The organism is Paraburkholderia xenovorans, assembly GCF_046030735.1.
GTDB lineage: Bacteria > Pseudomonadota > Gammaproteobacteria > Burkholderiales > Burkholderiaceae > Paraburkholderia > Paraburkholderia xenovorans_A.
Genome location: NZ_JAQQBV010000003.1, coordinates 280,356 through 297,815 on the forward strand (window position 1 = coordinate 280,356; position 17,460 = coordinate 297,815).

The 17,460-nt window shown below is 62.0% G+C and carries 16 protein-coding genes and 1 pseudogene; 8 read left to right on the plus strand and 9 right to left on the minus strand.

The window, feature by feature from the left end; translation table 11 throughout:
* Positions 1-280 precede the first annotated feature (280 nt).
* The 5 genes from PQQ51_RS04395 to PQQ51_RS04415 all read left to right on the plus strand — a co-directional run bounded on the left by PQQ51_RS04395 (position 281) and on the right by PQQ51_RS04415 (position 4,362).
* Complete coding sequence (locus tag PQQ51_RS04395; RefSeq protein ID WP_408495137.1) at positions 281-610, plus strand: hypothetical protein; 330 nt, start codon at positions 281-283, stop codon at positions 608-610.
* A 69-nt stretch (positions 611-679) separates the two neighbouring features.
* A complete protein-coding gene (locus PQQ51_RS04400) occupies positions 680-1,093 on the plus strand; it encodes a DoxX family protein (protein ID WP_408495138.1) in 414 nt (137 codons plus the stop codon).
* 83 nt (positions 1,094-1,176) lie between these two features.
* Positions 1,177-1,791, plus strand: a complete 615-nt coding sequence (locus tag PQQ51_RS04405; RefSeq protein WP_408495140.1) for a thioredoxin fold domain-containing protein — start codon at positions 1,177-1,179, stop codon at positions 1,789-1,791.
* 243 nt (positions 1,792-2,034) lie between these two features.
* Positions 2,035-3,204 carry an ABC transporter substrate-binding protein gene (locus PQQ51_RS04410; RefSeq protein WP_408495141.1) on the plus strand — a complete coding sequence of 390 codons (1,170 nt, stop codon included), beginning with the start codon at positions 2,035-2,037 and terminating at the stop codon, positions 3,202-3,204.
* Positions 3,205-3,270: 66 nt separating this feature from the next.
* A complete protein-coding gene (locus PQQ51_RS04415; RefSeq protein ID WP_408495142.1) occupies positions 3,271-4,362 on the plus strand; it encodes an SGNH/GDSL hydrolase family protein in 1,092 nt (363 codons plus the stop codon).
* A gap of 70 nt (positions 4,363-4,432) precedes the next feature.
* On the opposite strand, the gene PQQ51_RS04420 is transcribed toward PQQ51_RS04415, so the two are convergent.
* The 7 genes from PQQ51_RS04420 to PQQ51_RS04450 form a co-directional block, all read right to left on the minus strand.
* On the minus strand, positions 4,433-5,293 hold the full coding sequence (locus PQQ51_RS04420; RefSeq protein WP_408495143.1) for a carotenoid biosynthesis protein: 861 nt from the start codon (positions 5,291-5,293) through the stop codon (positions 4,433-4,435).
* A gap of 262 nt (positions 5,294-5,555) precedes the next feature.
* Positions 5,556-7,094 (minus strand): MDR family MFS transporter, encoded by a 1,539-nt coding sequence (locus PQQ51_RS04425; RefSeq protein WP_408495144.1) that lies wholly within the window; start codon positions 7,092-7,094, stop codon positions 5,556-5,558.
* A 42-nt stretch (positions 7,095-7,136) separates the two neighbouring features.
* A complete protein-coding gene (locus PQQ51_RS04430; RefSeq protein ID WP_408495145.1) occupies positions 7,137-7,652 on the minus strand; it encodes a cupin domain-containing protein in 516 nt (171 codons plus the stop codon).
* A gap of 86 nt (positions 7,653-7,738) precedes the next feature.
* Positions 7,739-8,377, minus strand: coding sequence for a maleylacetoacetate isomerase (maiA, locus tag PQQ51_RS04435; RefSeq protein WP_408495200.1), 639 nt, complete (start codon positions 8,375-8,377; stop codon positions 7,739-7,741).
* A 29-nt stretch (positions 8,378-8,406) separates the two neighbouring features.
* Positions 8,407-10,392, minus strand: coding sequence for an FAD/NAD(P)-binding protein (locus tag PQQ51_RS04440; protein WP_408495146.1), 1,986 nt, complete (start codon positions 10,390-10,392; stop codon positions 8,407-8,409).
* A gap of 17 nt (positions 10,393-10,409) precedes the next feature.
* Positions 10,410-11,339, minus strand: coding sequence for an N-acyl homoserine lactonase family protein (locus tag PQQ51_RS04445; RefSeq protein ID WP_408495148.1), 930 nt, complete (start codon positions 11,337-11,339; stop codon positions 10,410-10,412).
* Entirely contained in the window at positions 11,336-12,730 is a 1,395-nt protein-coding gene (locus tag PQQ51_RS04450; protein WP_408495149.1) for a KamA family radical SAM protein, read from the minus strand. Before PQQ51_RS04450 ends, PQQ51_RS04445 begins: the two co-directional genes overlap by 4 nt.
* 199 nt (positions 12,731-12,929) lie before the next feature.
* Here PQQ51_RS04450 and PQQ51_RS04455 point away from each other — a divergent pair, with 199 nt between their 5' ends.
* On the plus strand, positions 12,930-13,757 hold the full coding sequence (locus PQQ51_RS04455) for a LysR family transcriptional regulator (protein WP_408495150.1): 828 nt from the start codon (positions 12,930-12,932) through the stop codon (positions 13,755-13,757).
* Positions 13,758-13,950: 193 nt separating this feature from the next.
* Complete coding sequence (locus PQQ51_RS04460) at positions 13,951-14,964, plus strand: acyl-CoA dehydrogenase family protein (protein WP_408495151.1); 1,014 nt, start codon at positions 13,951-13,953, stop codon at positions 14,962-14,964.
* Between the two features lie 50 nt (positions 14,965-15,014).
* Here the strand turns inward: PQQ51_RS04460 and PQQ51_RS04465 are convergent, their stop codons facing one another.
* Positions 15,015-15,446 carry a PPC domain-containing DNA-binding protein gene (locus tag PQQ51_RS04465; protein ID WP_408495152.1) on the minus strand — a complete coding sequence of 144 codons (432 nt, stop codon included), beginning with the start codon at positions 15,444-15,446 and terminating at the stop codon, positions 15,015-15,017.
* A gap of 271 nt (positions 15,447-15,717) precedes the next feature.
* A complete protein-coding gene (locus tag PQQ51_RS04470; protein ID WP_408495153.1) occupies positions 15,718-16,617 on the minus strand; it encodes a DMT family transporter in 900 nt (299 codons plus the stop codon).
* A 154-nt stretch (positions 16,618-16,771) separates the two neighbouring features.
* Here PQQ51_RS04470 and PQQ51_RS04475 point away from each other — a divergent pair.
* Positions 16,772-17,333: pseudogene (locus PQQ51_RS04475) on the plus strand (LysR substrate-binding domain-containing protein); the annotation flags it as partial.
* Positions 17,334-17,460: the final 127 nt, after the last annotated feature.

Below are 17,460 nucleotides of genomic sequence, written 5' to 3' on the forward strand. Positions count from 1 at the left end.
TTTCCGAACTCGGCTCGAACAGAGGGTGAGCGCACATCGCATCGAGGCGTGCGTCCGTCATCGCGAAAGCTCTCGACGACAAACATCGGATAAAACTGGAATTTTCTACGCGATCTACAACAGCAGGGGTAGGGGCCCCGCGCGAAGCCAGGGAATCCGTGGCTGCATATTTGAATATTCAAGTATATACTTCGATGAATTAGTTGATTTTTCAAATTTACATGGGTGGCGGCGGCCAGCGCGCCGCGCCGCGTTCCGTTCTCTCTACTGGCCTGCCGTCATGAATGACAAGATTGAGCTGAAAGAGCATTTCGCCATCGATCTGACAATTGAAGATTCACCGGTCTACGCCTACCCCCGAGGTCTGGGTGCGTCGGAAGGCGCAGTTGCTCGACTTCGAGCGACTGCGCCTTCTCGCGATCGCAGCGACCATGTACGTCTACCTGCCCGAATCGATGCGGTTTCTGATGTTGCGCCAACGGCAAACCGATCGGGTCGCGGTGTGGTGGCGAAGAATCGCACCGCATGGGTGGCGAGCTCGTTCGCAAAAAATTCGTTGGCAGCCCAAGGACAGATGCAAAGCCAGCGAGTACCGCGGGGCGGATCTTAAAAGCTCCGCCATCGCAATTTTAAGAGTAGTTATGCTACTCAATTTTTAAACCATCAGCCAGGAATAACCATGCGCTATTCAATGTTTGAAAAAACAAAAGATGAACTGATTTTAGTCTCGCGAATTCTTTTAATGATCCTCTTCATCGTGTTCGGATGGGAGAAGATGACCGGGTTCTCAGGAACTGTCGAGCATCTGGCTGCCATTGGCACTCCCGCGCCGACCCTTGCCGCAATCGTCGCGGTTGTGTTCGAGGTTCCACTGGCAATTGCTATTCTAGTCGGGTTCTACACCCGCCCAGTAGCCTTCTTATACGCTTTCTATACCATCGCCACCGCCTTGATCGGGCATCAGTTCTGGAAGTTAACTGGAATAGCTGCCGTAGGAAGTGAAATCAATTTCTTCAAGAATGTCAGCATCATGGGCGGTCTGTTTTTGCTGTGCGTGACGGGGCCCGGGAAGTACTCTTTCGATAAAAAGTAGTTGTTCGCCCTGAAAATTGCCAGATCAAACGGAAATGGTGGCACGCCGCAGCTGTTTAATCGACCCACGAATGGAAGATCGTCATGTTGAAATACGCCAGATTTTTTGCTGCCGCAGTTGCCATTGGTTCCTCTACTTTGGTTTTAGCGGCGAAGCAAGACGAACCCAACTACCTTGCGGCGTCCACCATGCCGGCGTTGAACAACGCATCCGCGATTGTCGAAGGCGCCTCGGGCAAAGATGTCAAGTCAACGATCTATGTGTTCATGGACCCTAACTGCATTTTTTGCCATTACGCCTGGGAAGCTTTGCAGCCATACGAGGCTGCGGGGTTGCAGGTGCATTGGATTCCATTAGGTTTTCTCAAACCGGACTCAATGGGTAAAGCTGCTGCGTTGCTCCAAAGCCAGAATGGCCCCCAATTGATGCGCGTGCTCGAAACCAGGTTTTCGGAGAAAAATGAATCCGGAGGTATTGACCCGTTGCGTGACATCCCTTTTGCCACGCAAATGAAGATCAACAGTAATGCACAACTATTCAAAAAATTGGGTTTCGATGGAACACCTACGATCATTTATATGACCAGCACCGGAAAATGGGCTGATGTCAGTGGTCTTCCGCCGCTCACATCATTGCCGGAAATCCTACGCCTACCGGAGCAGCCGGAAAACGAGCCGAATTTGCAGCGATTCCGCTAGCAAGCGTCGCGACTACGGCTTGTACTTACCGGCATACGAACCCGCGGCTCAACTGACTTCTTAAGAATCTGCGCAGCGTGCCGGAGCCGTCGGAATCGAATTGCGCCGACGCGCGCCGGCGTGTGCGGCGAGTTCGCTCGAGTAGCGACCTCGATGGAATAAACGGCAGCGCTCGAATGTTCAATACGGTTAGATTCTCGTTTTCACGAGACAGAACCCGTTATTCAACTGAAAGCAATCCACATGAATTCCTTTTTTTCGTCCGCGCTCAAACCGCTTTACGTCGCCTGTCTAATCGCCTGTAGCTTGAGTCTGCAAGCGCATGCCGAGGTGAAAATCGGCGTGACCGTCTCGGCAACCGGCCCCGCCGCATCGCTGGGCATTGCGCAGAAGAACACGATCGCGTTGTTGCCGAAGGAGATAGCCGGACAGAAGGTCGACTACATCGTGCTGGACGACGCGTCCGATCCCACCGCGGCGGTCAAAAACGCCCGCAAGCTCACGAGTGAAGATCACGTCGACGCATTGGTCGGCTCCACGATCGTACCGAATTCGTTGGCAATGATCGATGTCGCCGCCGAGAGTTCGACGCCGATGATCGCGCTGGCCGCCGCTGCATCGATCGTCGAGCCGATGGATGCGAAGCGTGCGTGGGTGTTCAAGACGCCGCAGAACGATGCGCTGATGGCAGGCGCAATCGTGCAGCACATGGTCGCGCATCACGTCAAAACGGTAGGCTTCATCGGCTTTGCGGATGCGTATGGCGAAAGCTGGCTCAGCGAATTCAAAAAGGCCGCCGACAAGGCGAATCTCAAACTGGTGGCGAGCGAACGCTTCGCGCGCAACGACACGTCGGTCACGGGACAGGTGCTGAAGATCGTCTCGCAGAATCCGGATGCGGTCCTGATCGCCGGTGCGGGAACGCCGGCCGCGCTTCCGCAGAAGACGTTGAAGGAACGCGGCTATAAGGGCCTGTATTATCAGACCCACGGCATCGCGAACAACGACTTCCTGCGCGTGTGCGGCAAGGATTGCGACGGCACATTTCTGCCGGCCGGCCCGCTGCTGGTGTCCGGACAACTACCGGATTCGAATCCTGTGAAGCGTAGTGCAATTGCCTATCGGCAGGCCTATGACGGCGCATACGGCGCGAATACCGTATCGACGTTCGGCGGCAATGCGTGGGATGCAGGCTTGCTGCTGCAACATGCAATACCGCTCGCGCTGAAAAAAGGCCAGCCCGGCAGTCAGGCGTTCCGCGAGGCGCTGCGCGCGTCGCTCGAAAACACCAGCGATCTTCATACGTCGCAGGGTGTCGTCAATATGACCGCGGCCGATCATTCCGGCCTCGACGAGCGCGCTCGCGTGATGGTGCAGATCGTGGACGGCACGTGGCGGCTCGCGCCCAACTGACCGCGACGTCGGATCGATGCAAACATATCGTCAGTGCTTTCATTTTTTGAACCTTCCGAGACTCCCATGCTAAAAATCCGTCGTCGCGCATTGGTTTCGTTGACCTGCTCATTGACGTTTTCAGTCACCTGCTACGCTGCGGGCGCTTCGCCAGCATCGAATGCAGCGGGCGATTTCGCCCATGCACAACCCTCGCAGAAGCAAGTCGTCTCGTTCGGCGACAGTCTTTCGGACGTCGGCACCTACGCGTATGCCCGGCAATTCGGCGGCGGCAGCTACACGACCAATCCCGGCGCCACTTCGGTCCAGGTTATCGCGGAACACTATGGATCGCATCTGACGCCGGCGTTAACGGGCGGCTTCGGACGCCCGAGCGTCACCCATGCGGAAGGATTGGGCTATGCGCAAGGCGGCGCCCGAGTCGCCGCGCCGCCGAATCCCGGCGATGCGACAGGCGACACCGGCGAGTTGCAGACGCCGCTGACCTTGCAGGTGGCCGCCTATCTTCAGACGCATGCACGCTTCACTGCGAAGCAACTCGTACTGATTCAGGGCGGCGCGAACGATGTGCAGGATGCGTACGGCGCGTGGGCCGGCATGGTGGCGAGCGGTGGCGATCCGGCTGCATCGCTGCAAACGGTGCTGCCTTCGCTGCGCCAGGCCGCGCGCCAACTGGCGGAGCTCGTGCAAAACGTACGGCAGCATGGCGCCACACATGTCGTCGTGCAGAACGTACCGGACATCAGCAAGGCGCCGGTCGCGAACCTCGCCGATCAGCAACTGCCTGGGTCGGCGAAAGTGCTGCGCACTATGGCGCAAATATTCAATGCCGAATTCGATAGCACGCTGCCCGCATCGCCCGCGATATTGCGTATCGACGCGTTCACGTTCATCGATCAGGTGTCGAACAACTATCGCCAGCTCGGCTTCCGTTTCGACGGCAGCCGCGGCGCCAACGTAGCCTGCGCGCCCGCGAAGCTGCCGCAGGCTTTCCAGGCTGATGACACCAGTGCGCTCTTCTGCTCGAAATCGACGTATGTGTCCGCGAACGCCGACAAAATCTATATGTTCGCCGACGCTTATCATCCGACCACCCATCTGCAACAACTCGTGGCGGATCATGTCGTCGCGCAGATCGATAAGTGGTTGCACGAGTAAAGCGTTGTCCTGTCATTCGGAATCGAGCATCGATTCGCCGATACCGAATGACAGGTCTCATCGAAAGCCATTACACGGGGACGTTGTCCCTTGCTTGCCTCGCGATTCCGATCAACGCCAGCAGTGTGATGAATCCCATCGTGAACACGTCGACGACGCGCAACTCGGGGATAGTCTGCGCGATCAGATGATCGATGGCGACCATTGCGTAGCAGATCGCCGGTAGCGCGCTAAAGACGCGTGTTTGCGCAGCGTGCGCTGCGTCCGGCCGAATACGCCGGGACACAATGCCGAACAGCAGATAAACGATGAACGTCGTTGCGAGCCAGCCTGCGTAGTTGTGCAACGGCACGCCGAAATAGGCGCCGCCGTTTTCCCACACCCAGTTTCCCGCGCGGCTCATGCCAGGATCCATCACCGCGTCCCACGCCGTCATCACCATCGATGCAACGACCGCCCGGCTCACGATGCCCGTGGACGTGTCCCGGGCCGCGAGGCCCAGCAATGCCGATGCGACGACCCACGACGGGTAGATCATCATGAACCACGCGAGCGGGATGATCGCGGGGACCAGACCGAGCTTCGGGCCCAGCATGTTGCTGTAGTGATAGTGGCCGTACACCCAGCCCGTCGCGACACCCACTTCTTCCAGCAGCCAGGAAACGACGGCGGAGATCGCGAAGAACGCCAGCGTCCGGTACCGACCCAGCGATACGCCGCTATGCAGCAACGCGAAGCCGCTGAATATCAGCGTATAGGCGACGTTGCCGAGCGATGGAAGCGGCCAGCCGGTGAGAAACCGGATCCAGTTGTCGAGGTGCCGAAGCGCGATGACGACGAACAGCAATATCGCCAGGCGCGCGGCGAGCGACATGCCGGTAACCGGTGGAACAGGCGAGTGCTGCGAGGTATCAGGCAGTGTGCGATTCATGAAGATCCGGGAAGTTGAATACGTCGGGTGTCAACGGCCAGCCGCTTTCGGCATCGCGCTGTCGAGACGCAGCTTACCCGCTACGGCGTAGTTTCGTTGCTGCGCGACCGCATGTTGAGCGCGACCTGGAAGTCGCGCAGGCGCCGTTGCAGCGGCGAACTGTCATAAACGGCGGAGCCGCCGACCACGCGCGCCCGATTCACTCGCGCAAGCTGCCCCTTAGTCAGTGAGCATCAGGCAGCTTTTTCTAACTATTCCGTCTCTACACCCCCGCATCCTTCGTGGCTTCAAACCGCGCCGCAGTCGTGCGGAACGGGATCACCTGAAGGTTGTTCAACACCAACCATGCCAAAGCCAACGTAGCCGCGCAAGCCGCGAAAAAAACACCGAATGCGTGGGTCACGTTGACTGCGCCGGCGGCCGCTCTCGCCAACCCTTCCGATACCCCCGCATCCGCGGCATGCAGACCGGCATGTCCGGCATGCCCGCTACCTGGCAGATTCGCATCCGTGCCGAGCAGATGCAACACCAGCGCGCTGAACACCGCGACTCCGATCGTCCCGCCCACTGCGCGGAAAAACGTATGCACGGCGGTCGCGATGCCGATATCGCTCGCCGGCACGGAGTTTTGCGACGACACCATCATCGGCGGCAGGCTCGCGCCGATTCCGACGCCCTGAAAAAACGTCAACACGACGATCGCGGCCACCGGCAAGTCCGCAATGCTGTAAGCGAGGATCGCCAGCATTGGGGCGGCGACCGCCAGACCGGCCAGCGGCGGTAGTTTGTATTTGCCGCTGTAGCGCATGTATTGCCCCGAGAGGTAGGAGCCGAGCACGACGCCGAACAGCGGCGCCGTCAGCATGCCGCCCGCCTCGCCGACGCTCTGTCCGCGACCGATCTGAAGATAGAGCGGCAGATAGATGCTGAACGCGATGTTGACCATCGTGATCAGCACAGCGCCGATCGAAGTGACCACAATAATCCGGTTATGGAGGATCGACAGCGGCAACAGCGGCTCGACGGCGCGCTTCTGCCAGCCCACGAAGAGCATCGCAAGCACGATTGTCCCGACGAGCAATGCAACGGTGGGCCACGCGTCCCATGCGAAGCGGCGGCCGCCCCAGGTGAGCGCGAGCAGAAGGCAAACGGTCGAGCCGACCATCAGCACCGAGCCCAGGTAGTCGATTCGGTGCTGCGTGCGCCGCGCGGAGAGACCGCTCAGCGTGACCCAGCTCAGCGCGGCGGCGATCACGATCAACGGCAGGTTGATCCAGAAGATCCAGCGCCACGAGTAGTGGCCGGACAACAGTCCGCCGAGCACCGGACCCGCAAGGCTCGAGACGGCATAGGTGCCCGAGATATAGGCCTGATAGCGGCCGCGCTCGCGCGGCGACAGGATATCGGCGACGATCGTGTTGGGCAGCGCCATCAGCGCGCCGCCGCCGAGGCCCTGGATGCCGCGTCCGACGATCAGCGTGTTCAGGTCGGGCGCCCAGCCGCACACCACGGAGCCCGCCAGAAACAGCACCAGCGCACCGATCACGACGCTACGCCGTCCGTGGATGTCGCTCATGCGTCCCGCCACGGGCGTGCTCGCCGTCGAGGTCAGCAGATAGGCGGTGACCACCCAGGAAACGCTGTCGAAGCCGCCCAGCTCGTTGGCGATCGGCGCGAGCGCCGGCGCGACGATCGCCTGATCGATCGTCCCGAGCAGCATGATCAGAACCAGCCCGCAGAAGATGGTGTGAATCTGTCTGCTGGTGTAACGCGTTTGCACATCCGCAATAGAACGACTCATGACTGATTGCCTGTCCGCCTGATTGAAATGGAGCGAGATTGCTCAGACCGCCGCGACGTGTTCGTTCGCGTAGATATGCTTCAGGTGCCCGTCGTCCTCGCGCGCCAGCGTCCCGAGACTCGCATTCTGAGGCAGGTTCTGCAAGCGCAATAGCACCAGCGGCACCTCGCCTTCCAGGTTATGGACCGCATGCGTGTGCCAGGCCGGCACGAACAGCACGTCGCCCTCCGCGACGCGTTGCCGCCGGAGCTCGGCGCCAAGGCTCACTTCGCCGGCCCCCGCACGCACGATGTAGAGATGCCAGAACGAATGCCGGTGCGGCTTCGTCGTTTCGCCAGCCTTGAGGACCTGCACCACCAGCGAGAGGCCGGGCGCAATGGTGGCGCGATCGACGGCCTCGCCGTCCGCGAGCACGAGCGTGCCCTGCACGTTGTGAGGCCGGCTGGCGAGCGACGCCGCAACGTCGTGCCATTTCCAGACCACCGCCTCCTGCGACGGACGCGCGGTCTGTTCGAGGTAGGCGGAAAAATCCAGGATGTCGCCTTGGGCTATCTGCATTGCCGAACTCCTTCGAAAGTGTATTGCGTGGTCATGCTCGCCTTGTTGAACTTGCGCGGTAAGTGCCGACATTTCACGCTCATTGCTCATCGAGCCGGGTTGTGCCGGTCCGGATGCGCGTCCTGAAACCCCTTCTCGTCCTGACAAGCCTCGACGATTCGCGCGAGCGTCGGCCATCTGCCGATATCCAGATCGAGCCGCCGCGCCGCGAACACTTGCGGCACCAGCGCGAGATCGGCAAGCGTGGGGCGATCGCCGTGACAGAAGCGGCCGGTTGCCGGGCTCTTCGTCAGCAGTTGTTCGAACGCCCCAAAACTTTGCGTCAGCCAGTGGTGCTGCCACGCGCGCAGCTGCGCCTCGTCGTGTTCCAGACGCTTCTTCAGATACGCACCCACGCGCATCGAGGTCACGTGATGCGTGTCCGCGGCGATGACTTGAAACAGCGCCCGCACCCGCGCCCGCGCAAGCGCATCCGCAGGCAGAAGCGCGGGATTCGGGTACCGCTCCTCCAGGTATTCGACGATCGCGCCCGATTGGGTCAGCACCGCGCCATCGATTTCGAGCGCGGGCAACAGGCCCTGTGGGTTGATCGCCAGATAGCTGGGCGCCTGATGCTCGCCTGTCGTGAGATCGTGCGATACGGTCTCGTACGCCAGGCCCTTCAGGTTCAGCGCGATGCGGGTGCGATACGACGCCGACGAGCGATAGAAACCATGCAGCTTGATCAAGTGAGCTTCTCCGTTGAAAAGGCGCGTCATGCGACGAGGGGCGCGGCGGACGTGTGCGTTTGATAGACCACCGACGCGGGATGAGCCTCGGGTTGCAGCGTATCGACGCCAGCGACCGGTCCCGAAGTCTGCTTCGCCGCGATCCCCGCGATCAGTTCCAGCACGCAGCGCTGCGCATCGTGAGTCTGCCGCGAAGCGATCCGCGGACGCGGCAGCGCATGGGTGTAGAAATGCGGGCCTTCCACGAGAAAACCGACGGCCCAAAGGTTGCGTCGAACCGTTCCGGCAGCGCCGACCGGATGCAACGCGGCGTCGATTTCGATGCCGCCCGGATGGTAGTCGCCGTTGTAGTACGGGCGGATCAGCCCGCGGGCGAGCAGGTTGGCCGACAACGGCGACGCGTCGTTCAGCGGCGAATACGGATCGAGCCGCGCCGTCACCAGCACGTCCGCGTAGCTGTGTTCGACGCGCTCGCCATAGCTGGCCTGAATACGAAAGCGTGCGTGCGCATCGTCGGCGACCACGCGCGCGCCGGGACCGGCGGCGATATCGATCAGGCCGGCCTCGCGCAGCGCCAGATATTCGAGGTTGCGCTGTTTCGACGGGCCGAACGAGACGCGGTTGGTGATCGCATTGAACTCCTCGACGAAGTAGCGATGCGAGACCGGTGTCAGACCGCCATATTCGACCGCGGTGCGCAACGCTTCGCGCGTATCGCGCAGCACGTCGGTGGCGGCCTTCACCGGACTTGTCAGATTGCCCAGAAAGGCCTCCCGCAGATCCGCCGCAAACAGTTCGTCGAAGAATTCACGAAACGCCGCAAACGATTCGAAGCGGCGGTCCTTCAGCGGCCAGAGAATCGTTTCGACAGCGCGCACTTCTTCGTCCGTGGGTTCGAAGCCGTCGACCTCGACCTCTTCGCAGCGTTGCGCACTGCGATACGCGTAGGCCATTTCGCGGATCACCAGCGGCAGCACCTCGGTCCGGAAGTCGATGCGCGGATCGCCGGTCGCGGCCAGCACAGCGCGCCGCCTCGCGGCGACGGCTTCCGGCGTGAAGAAACGCGCCAGATGGCGTCCCGTCAAACCCTTCTGGTTGGTCCCCCGCGCGGCGAACGGCAGGCAGTTGCGCGAGAACAGCAGGAGGTTGGGTTCGTTGCCGGAACGCAGATAGCGGAGCTTGCCGTTCTCCTCGACATAGCGGCCGCCGCGCCCGAGCGTCAGCGACGAAATGACGTCGTGCGCGGTCAGGCCGAAACCCTGCACGGCCACGGTGGCCGAAGACGAAATCGTCGCGAGCTGTTCGACCGGATACGGCGAGGCGAAATAGGCCAGGTTTTCGTTATGGGCGGCGTGCCGTTCGGCGAACGTCGAGAACGCGAGATCGTCATCCGTGGGCTTGCGGTAGCCGTGCCCGGTCGTGAGAAACACGTAGTCGGCGTGCGCCGTGTCGCCGCTTTCGAGCACGACGTCGAAGCCCGCGTTCGAGCCGTCTTCGAACTTCGCCTCGCGCTCGACCAGATCGACCACTCGCGCGCGGCGGTGAACCACGCGCACATGCGGCGGCAACTTGTCGACGATGCGCCGGTAGAACCACGCCAGATATTCGCCGAGCAGGCTGCGCGGTAGATGATCCGCAGCAGTGATCGGCGCGCCGGGCTCACCCGAGCCCTCACCCACGCCATCGCCCACCCGATCGCCCGCGCCGCGCACGAAGCGGCCGCCGACGCGCCGGTAACCGGCGGCATGCGCCCATTGCACGAGCGAGATGCCGTCCGCGCCGCCGGCCACGCTCGACGGCGCGAACATCGTCACTTGCGAGGCCACGGTGTTGATCAGCAGATGATCCGGCTGTCGCGAACGATGCACGCCTTCGCCGCATTCACCTTCGTCGAATACGTCGATCAGCAGACGCGTGCCGGCCGGCAGGCGATCCGCATGCTCCAGCACGCGCTCCAACACCGTCAGGCCGCGCGGCCCCATGCCCACGATTGCTATATGTGTCGCTTGCATTGATGAAGGCTCCTCGTTCAGCTCAGGACGGGCAGCGAGTCGAGTCCGTGCTCGCGCGCCTCGTCGGGGGTCCGGATGGTCCCGGCGGCCGCGTCGGCCGGGATGGGAGCGTCCGCGCCAAAATCGCCGCGCCCGAGCGGCGGGCGGTGGAGCGCGACAATGTCGGGCTCGTCCTGCCAGGCGCCGAAGCGCACGCGCACGGCCGGGTCATGGCCGGGAATGATGTGCTCGGGACCGTCGGCGAGTTGCTCGATCCGGCCGTGCGCCTCGAGCATGCGCACGACGTCGAGCACGATCGGAAAAGGACGTCGCGAGCGCAGGTTGTCCCAGTAGTGCGCCGCGTCGCTCGCCAGCACCAGATGGCCGCGTGCGGTGCGCACCCGCACCACCTGCAGACCGGCGGTATGGCCGCCGAGCAGATGGACGCTCACGCCCGGTGCGATCTGCCGGTCGCCGTCGGCGAATTGCACGCGCCCTGCGTACAGGCGCTCGATCGCCGCCGCGACGTCACGCGCCTCGAACGGTTTGCGCATTGCGTCGTGGCACATGCAACGGCCAGTGCAGTACGCCATTTCTGCTTCCTGCAAATGCAGCCGCGCATTCGGAAACGCTGCGATATTGCCGGCATGGTCGTAGTGCATGTGCGTGATGATCACGTCCTCGACACTGGCCGCGTCGATGCCGAGCTTGTGCAGCAACTCGACGGGCGAATGCAGATAGCGGCGTTTTCTGCGCGCCGCCATCGCGGCGCTGAAACCGGTGTCGACGAGAATCGTGCGATTGTTGTCGCGGATGACCCACACGTAGAAGTCGAGCGGCATCGAAATGTCGCCGTGCGGATCATGGCCCAGATAGTTCTCGGCGCTGCGCCGCTCTTCGTGCGTCGCATAGCGCAACGCGAACACTTCGTACTCCGGCGCGTCTGCCTCGTTGTCCTCGCGTGTCATGCCACCGTCTCCAGCGCATCCGGCCGCGTCTGGCCGCCGCGCTTCGCCTGCTCGATGCGAACCAGCGGGATGGACTCATGGCGAGGCGCGGCGTCCTGCTCGAAGAAGAAGCGCTTCGCGCCGAAAGCGGGCACGAGTTCGTCGAGCCAGGTGGCTTGCGGATCGAACTTCGCGTAGAACGGCCGGCGTACCCATTCCGGATTGCGCGCCTGCAGGAATTGCAGCGCGAAGACCTTTTCACCCGCGATCTCGACGATGCCGTCCACCATCACCTTGCCGGGAAACGCGCTCATCGACGGACCACGAACCGTGCGCGCCAATCCCGACACCGTCCGGTAAGCCGCCTGGAAAATCTCGTAGGCACGCGCGAGCGGCAGCTTGAAGTAGTCGCTCGGACCCGTGTCCCGTTCGACGAACATGTAATAAGGAATCGCGCCGAGCTTGACGCCGGTCGTCCATAAATCGGCCCAGCCGGCCGGGTCTTCGTTGATGTGGCGAATCAGCGGCGCCTGGATGCGCAGCGTGGCGCCCGTTGCGATGATGCGGCGCACGGCCTGTTGCGCGATCGGATGCTGAATCTCACGCGGATGATTGTAGTGACCCATCAGCGCCAGATTGCGGCCGCTTTTTACCACCTTCTCGAACAGGCGCAGCAGATCGTCGGAGTCCTTGTCGCTGACGAAGCGCTGCGGCCAGTAAGCGACGGACTTGGTGCCGATCCGGATGTTCTGCACGTGCGCGAGCTCCGGCACCAGCAAGGGCTCGAGATACTCGGCGAGCGAGCGGGCGTTCATCACCAGCGGATCGCCGCCGGTGATCAGCACGTCCGTAACGTCGCGGTGTCGCTTGAGATATTCGACCAGATCGTGCGAGGCGCGCGCGTCGAATTTCAGTTCGTCCATGCCGACGAATTGCGGCCAGCGGAAGCAGAAGGTGCAGTACGCGTGGCACGACTGACCGGCGCTCGGAAAGAACAGCACCGTCTCGCGGTATTTGTGCTGCACGCCATTCAGCGGCACGCCGTCCAGATACGGCACGTTGTGCGTCATCTGGCCGGCGGGATGGGGATTCATGCGCATGCGGATTCCATGCACGACGCGTTCGATGTCGCTCTCCGGCGCGCCGCCCGCGAGCAGATCGGCAAGGGCCGCGAATTCGTTCTCGCGCAGCATGTCGCGATGCGGAAACGTCAGGCGGTAGATCGGATCGTCCGGCACCTTGTCCCAGTCGATCAGCTCACTCAATACATAAGGATTGACGCGAAACGGCAGCACGCGCGACACCACTTCCACCGCCTGCTGCTGTTCGGCCGCGAGCAGCGCCCATTGCGGCGCCTGTCGAATGGTTTGCCGCGTGTACGGCCTGAATTTCCACACCTGATCGTCTTGCATGGGGTTGCCCTCGTAACGTTCAGCCGGTCGGATCGAGTGGCGGCGACAAGCTCTTGCGGTTCGCTCGCCCTTGAACTACGAGGCGAAATCTAACAACTTTCAAAACGCTGATACAGTTATGCTAGGCTATATCAATCATTTCAAATATTTATCTACCATTCACTCATCCAGAATGCGCCAACATCTCGATCTCTCGTCTGTGGAAGCGTTTATTCTCGTCGCCGATCTGCACAGCTTCACGCATGCAGCGGACGCGCTCGGCCTCACGCAAGCCGGTGTCAGTCTCAAGCTGCGGCGGCTGGAGGAAGTGTTGGGGCGGCGCCTTCTCGACCGCACGCCGCGGCAGGTGCGGATCTCCGCGGATGGCGAAGCATTCCTGCCGCATGCGCGAACGCTGATGGCCGCACAGGACCTCGCACTGATGACGGCGACCGAGCCCGAGCGTGAACTCACGATCGCGATCAGCGACCATGTCGCGGGCCCCGAGCTGCCGGAAATACTGGCGCGCGTCAGTGCGTTCGATCCGGGACTGATGCTGAAGGTGCGAGTCGACTATTCGCGCAAGGTGCTCGCCGACTTCGATAACGGCGAAGCCGACGTTGCGGTGGTCCGCCATGAAGGACGGCGGCGCGACGGGGAAGTGCTGTTCGAAGACGGCTATGGATGGTTCGCCAGCATGTCGGCGCGGCTCGAAGGCAAGCCCTTGCCGCTGATCACCGTGACGGAATCATGCGGCGTTCGCGAGCTCGCGATGCGCCTGCTGACGCAGGCCAAGATTCGCTGGGTCGACGCGTTTCTCGGCGGCGGCGTCGCGACCGCATTGTCGGCAGCGAATTCGGGTATCGGCGTGCTGCCCTTGCCACGGCGCCTGGCAAGCACGGGGCTGGTCGACGTGACCGAGGCGCTCGACCTGCCCGCGTTTCCGTCGGCGAAAGTGACGATGCATACGCGACGTGTGGACGGCCACACGCGCTCCACGTTGCGGGTACTGAGCTCCGCGTTCCGCTCGGCCAGTCCGCGCGCTTAGGTGTGCGGTTGGTGCGTGGTTGGGTGCGTGGTTGGGTACGCAGTCAGATACGTATTCGGGCCGCGCACCTGCATGCGCGATGACGACGGCGAAAACAAGATAAGCAAAGCAGGTTTGATCCGTTTGCCATACAGCGGGGATCCCCTATATTGCCTCGGCAACGCCATCGTCCCCGATCCTGACGGAGCCTTCGATGAGTGAGTATGTCCAGCAGATCCGGCGCGACGTGCGACGGCGCCCCGCCGGTCCGGTCCTGGCCGAGGCCAGGACCTTCACGCGGCAGGACACGCAGTGCGCCGTCCAGTCGATCGTGCGGCTCGCGCGGCAAGATCCCGAACGCGCCTTCACCTGCGCCATGCACGTCGTGGCGAGCCAGCTAGCCGGCGACATGACGCAAGCGGGTCACACAGCACTGTCGCTGCCGGCCGACGACAGCCGGCTTGCCGGCATGTTGCATCGGCCGACGGCGCACCGCATGGTGTGCTTTCCGTCGGTGACCGCGGTACGCGACGGCAGCGTCTGGAAATTGAGCGCGGACGCATTGCTCGCCGTCAGTCCCGCGTCGGTACAACGCTGGTATGTGCTCGCGCATACGGACGGCGGCAATATCGATGCGTTCTGGTTCGATACCGATGCCGTCGGAATACGCAGGCACGCCCAGCCGGCGGACGCACGCCTCACGCCGTTCAACGCTCACACTTTTTCGCTCGACGGGGTATGCGTTCCCGAAGCAGCCCGTATCCGGCTCGGCCACGTTCACGCGCCGGGTCCGATGCTGCAGCGCGTTGCCCTCGTGTATCGCGCGATGGCCTCCGCGTTGTGTTGCGGCATTGGCTACGCAACGCGGTCGGTGGCGAGTCTTCATGTTGGCGCGCCAGTGCGCGCGTCGATTTACTTGCCGGATCGGCAACGTGCGACCGAACACCTGAGCCGCATCGACGCGTTACTGCTCACCAGCGAAGTATCGCTGCGCGACATCGCGAGCGATCTGCTGAAGAGCAGCGTGTGCACGCCGCCGCGTCGCTCGGTGCAGCATTTGCACCGTCTCGCGCTAGACAGTTCGATCGCGGCGATCTCGCTCGCCGCACGGGCCGTGCCGAAGGTATCGAATGTGGATCGTGCGTCGCTGCATCGCCATCGGCGCGATGCGGCCGCTACCTGCGCACTCGCGGCCAATTTCGATCTGGTTCACGCGGCTACCGCGTGAACCAGTCGCGAGCGCACCGGCGAATGATTTAGCCGATGTCTATCCGATGTCTATCCGACGCCCAGGTCGAGCAGATTGAGGCCGATCTCAGGCCGATAGGTCTTCACGAGCGGCACGAAATACTCCGTGACGAACAGTTCGATCTCGAGGCCCACTTTGCCTTCGATCAGATGCCCGCCGCGCACGATGCCTTCACGATTCGCGACCGACCCGTGCAGATGCGGTTGCGGCACGCCCGCCACCGAGGCGATGTTGCCGACCAGCCCGGTCACGTCGGTGCGCTCGTCGATCACGATGTTGACGAACGCCTTCCTGTCGACGTCGTACCAACCGAATAGCGCGTTGACGAAATTGCCCCAGCCGCGCAATTCCGCGCTCGCGATGCGCTGTTCTTCGGCCCATTGCGCGAGCCCGGCCATCAGTTCGTCTCCCGGCGCAAACAACAGGATCCAGGTACGTTCTTCCTTGCTTTCAGCAAGCACGCGAGCGTGCAGACCCGGCGCACGTCCTTTCTCCCTGTAGACGAAGCCCCTCGTGTAGCCGGGCGGTGCGGGCGCCGCATCGGCCTGCGCTAGCGATACACAACTTAAAACTGAGGCCAGCCCGATACAGCAACGTCGACGGCTCTCGTTCACCTCTGGCATTTTCGGCTCTCCCATTTCTGGATTTCTCAGGTTCCGTTGCGTGCGCGCGATTCGCGCACGGAGCCATTCTATTGAGCCGGGAGGTTGTCGCTAGCTTGATTCGTTCTGTCTATTTCGCGGTTTGAGCAATTGCTTCAGGACGCGGGGGAGCAGCACGTCGCGTGACGAGCCAGATGCCGATACCGATCGGTATAGTGCCCGCGAGATCGGCCGTGTGAAGGGGCTCGTGCAGGATCAGCCAGCTCATCACCAGACCGACTGGCGGCATGAGAAAGTGCAGCGAGCTGGCCGAGGTCGCGCTGCCTTTGCTGAGCAGGTAGAACCAGAGCGAGAATGCGCCAATCGACACGACGCCGATATGCCAGACCAGCGAGAGCCAGAAGGTCGAGTTGAGCGAGATGTCGGCGAAGCGCTCCGTGCCGAGTCCGACGGCGAGAAGCGTGGCGCCCGCGCACAACTGCTGGCCGCCGACTACCACGATCAGCGACTCCTTGAGATCGAATTTCTTGAAGGCGACCGTGCCCGCCACCATACATAGCAGCGCAACGCAGATCAGCAGCACACCGTGCGCGTCTTCACCGAAGGCAATCCGGTCGCGCACGACGAGCGCCGCGCCGGCCAGCCCGAGCGCGAGACCGAGCGTCTTGCGCGGATTGAGCGGTTCGCCCAGCACGGGCCACGCGGCGACCGAAACGAGCACGGGATTGAGACTCGTGATGAGCGTGGCGAGACCGGACGAGGTGGTCTCCATGCCAGCCCATGCAAGACCGTAATAGGCCGCCTGGTTAAGCAGGCCGAGCACGGCGATTCGGGCCCACGGCAACGGCCCGCCCAACTGCCCTTTGAGCGCGGCAACCGCCAGCAGGATGACACCGGCGGTGATAAAGCGAAAACTCAAAAACAGATTGGGCGGACAGACCATCAGCGCGAACTTGGTGGCGACGAACGCCGAACTCCAGGTCAGAACGAATACCGCGACGAGGACAAGATAGAGACGGTTGTCTTTCATGGGTGAAGTGATACGCGTCAGGCAGAAGCCCTCAAGGGACCGGCTGCAAGGCACCACCGATGGTTGTAATGAAGAGGATTGTCACTCTCTTCAATTATTTTGACAATTTATAACAGAATATTTCAGAAATAATAAATACTTATTGTAGAGACAGCCTTTACGCCTAACGATCACAATCCACGAAGGCACCAGCGAAGCGTTAATTGCTCAGTTACACGACCATACGCTCGACATCGTCATGGGTCGCGCGTCAGTTGCGGTCGATCTAACCGAGCGCTGTTTCGCCGTGCTGCTCCAGCAAAAAAACCGCGTCTGATCTCAAACCGTCGGCTTGCCGCCCGGCTCACGCACAGCAAGCCGAGCTGGGAGAAGCTGATCGAACTCGACTGGATTCCAGGCGAGCCGCACACGCCAATGCGCGAACGGATTGCCGACCTCTTCCTCCACGTCGGCATGGTCCCACCCGTGCCAATCGTCGAGAGCTATTCGTCACGGCTGATCGGCGAAATGATCGCGACGAGCGAAAATGCTGCGTCCATCTTGCCGGAGATAACGCTGGGGAACTCGTGCGCGTCGCCGGCGTAGCCATCGCTCCATATTCGCTCGACTGGACATTGCCGCCGGTCGCTATCTTCACGCGCGCGGACCTCACCCCCGATGTCGTCCAGGTCTTCACTCAATCGCGTTCGACACCGGCCCGAAAGCACCTCGCGTAGAGCAGTCCCGGGCGCATGCGTGCTTCGTGGGGCTGAGCTGCGCCGTGTCTCTCTCCCTCGCTGTGACGAGTCGGGTCTGTTCAGACTTACCGGTTGCCGCCGAACCTTTCAGTGTTGACAACATACC

Excerpts from the sequence above, each read along its gene's own strand:
- PQQ51_RS04395 (WP_408495137.1), top strand. The coding sequence starts at position 281 with ATGAATGACAAGATTGAGCTGAAAGAGCATTTCGCCATCGATCTGACA.
- PQQ51_RS04400 (WP_408495138.1), top strand. The coding sequence starts at position 680 with ATGCGCTATTCAATGTTTGAAAAAACAAAAGATGAACTGATTTTAGTC.
- PQQ51_RS04405 (WP_408495140.1), top strand. The coding sequence starts at position 1,177 with ATGTTGAAATACGCCAGATTTTTTGCTGCCGCAGTTGCCATTGGTTCC.
- PQQ51_RS04410 (WP_408495141.1), top strand. The coding sequence starts at position 2,035 with ATGAATTCCTTTTTTTCGTCCGCGCTCAAACCGCTTTACGTCGCCTGT.
- PQQ51_RS04415 (WP_408495142.1), top strand. The coding sequence starts at position 3,271 with ATGCTAAAAATCCGTCGTCGCGCATTGGTTTCGTTGACCTGCTCATTG.
- PQQ51_RS04420 (WP_408495143.1), bottom strand. The coding sequence starts at position 5,293 with ATGAATCGCACACTGCCTGATACCTCGCAGCACTCGCCTGTTCCACCG.
- PQQ51_RS04425 (WP_408495144.1), bottom strand. The coding sequence starts at position 7,094 with ATGAGTCGTTCTATTGCGGATGTGCAAACGCGTTACACCAGCAGACAG.
- PQQ51_RS04430 (WP_408495145.1), bottom strand. The coding sequence starts at position 7,652 with ATGCAGATAGCCCAAGGCGACATCCTGGATTTTTCCGCCTACCTCGAA.
- PQQ51_RS04440 (WP_408495146.1), bottom strand. The coding sequence starts at position 10,392 with ATGCAAGCGACACATATAGCAATCGTGGGCATGGGGCCGCGCGGCCTG.
- PQQ51_RS04445 (WP_408495148.1), bottom strand. The coding sequence starts at position 11,339 with ATGACACGCGAGGACAACGAGGCAGACGCGCCGGAGTACGAAGTGTTC.
- PQQ51_RS04450 (WP_408495149.1), bottom strand. The coding sequence starts at position 12,730 with ATGCAAGACGATCAGGTGTGGAAATTCAGGCCGTACACGCGGCAAACC.
- PQQ51_RS04460 (WP_408495151.1), top strand. The coding sequence starts at position 13,951 with ATGAGTGAGTATGTCCAGCAGATCCGGCGCGACGTGCGACGGCGCCCC.
- PQQ51_RS04470 (WP_408495153.1), bottom strand. The coding sequence starts at position 16,617 with ATGAAAGACAACCGTCTCTATCTTGTCCTCGTCGCGGTATTCGTTCTG.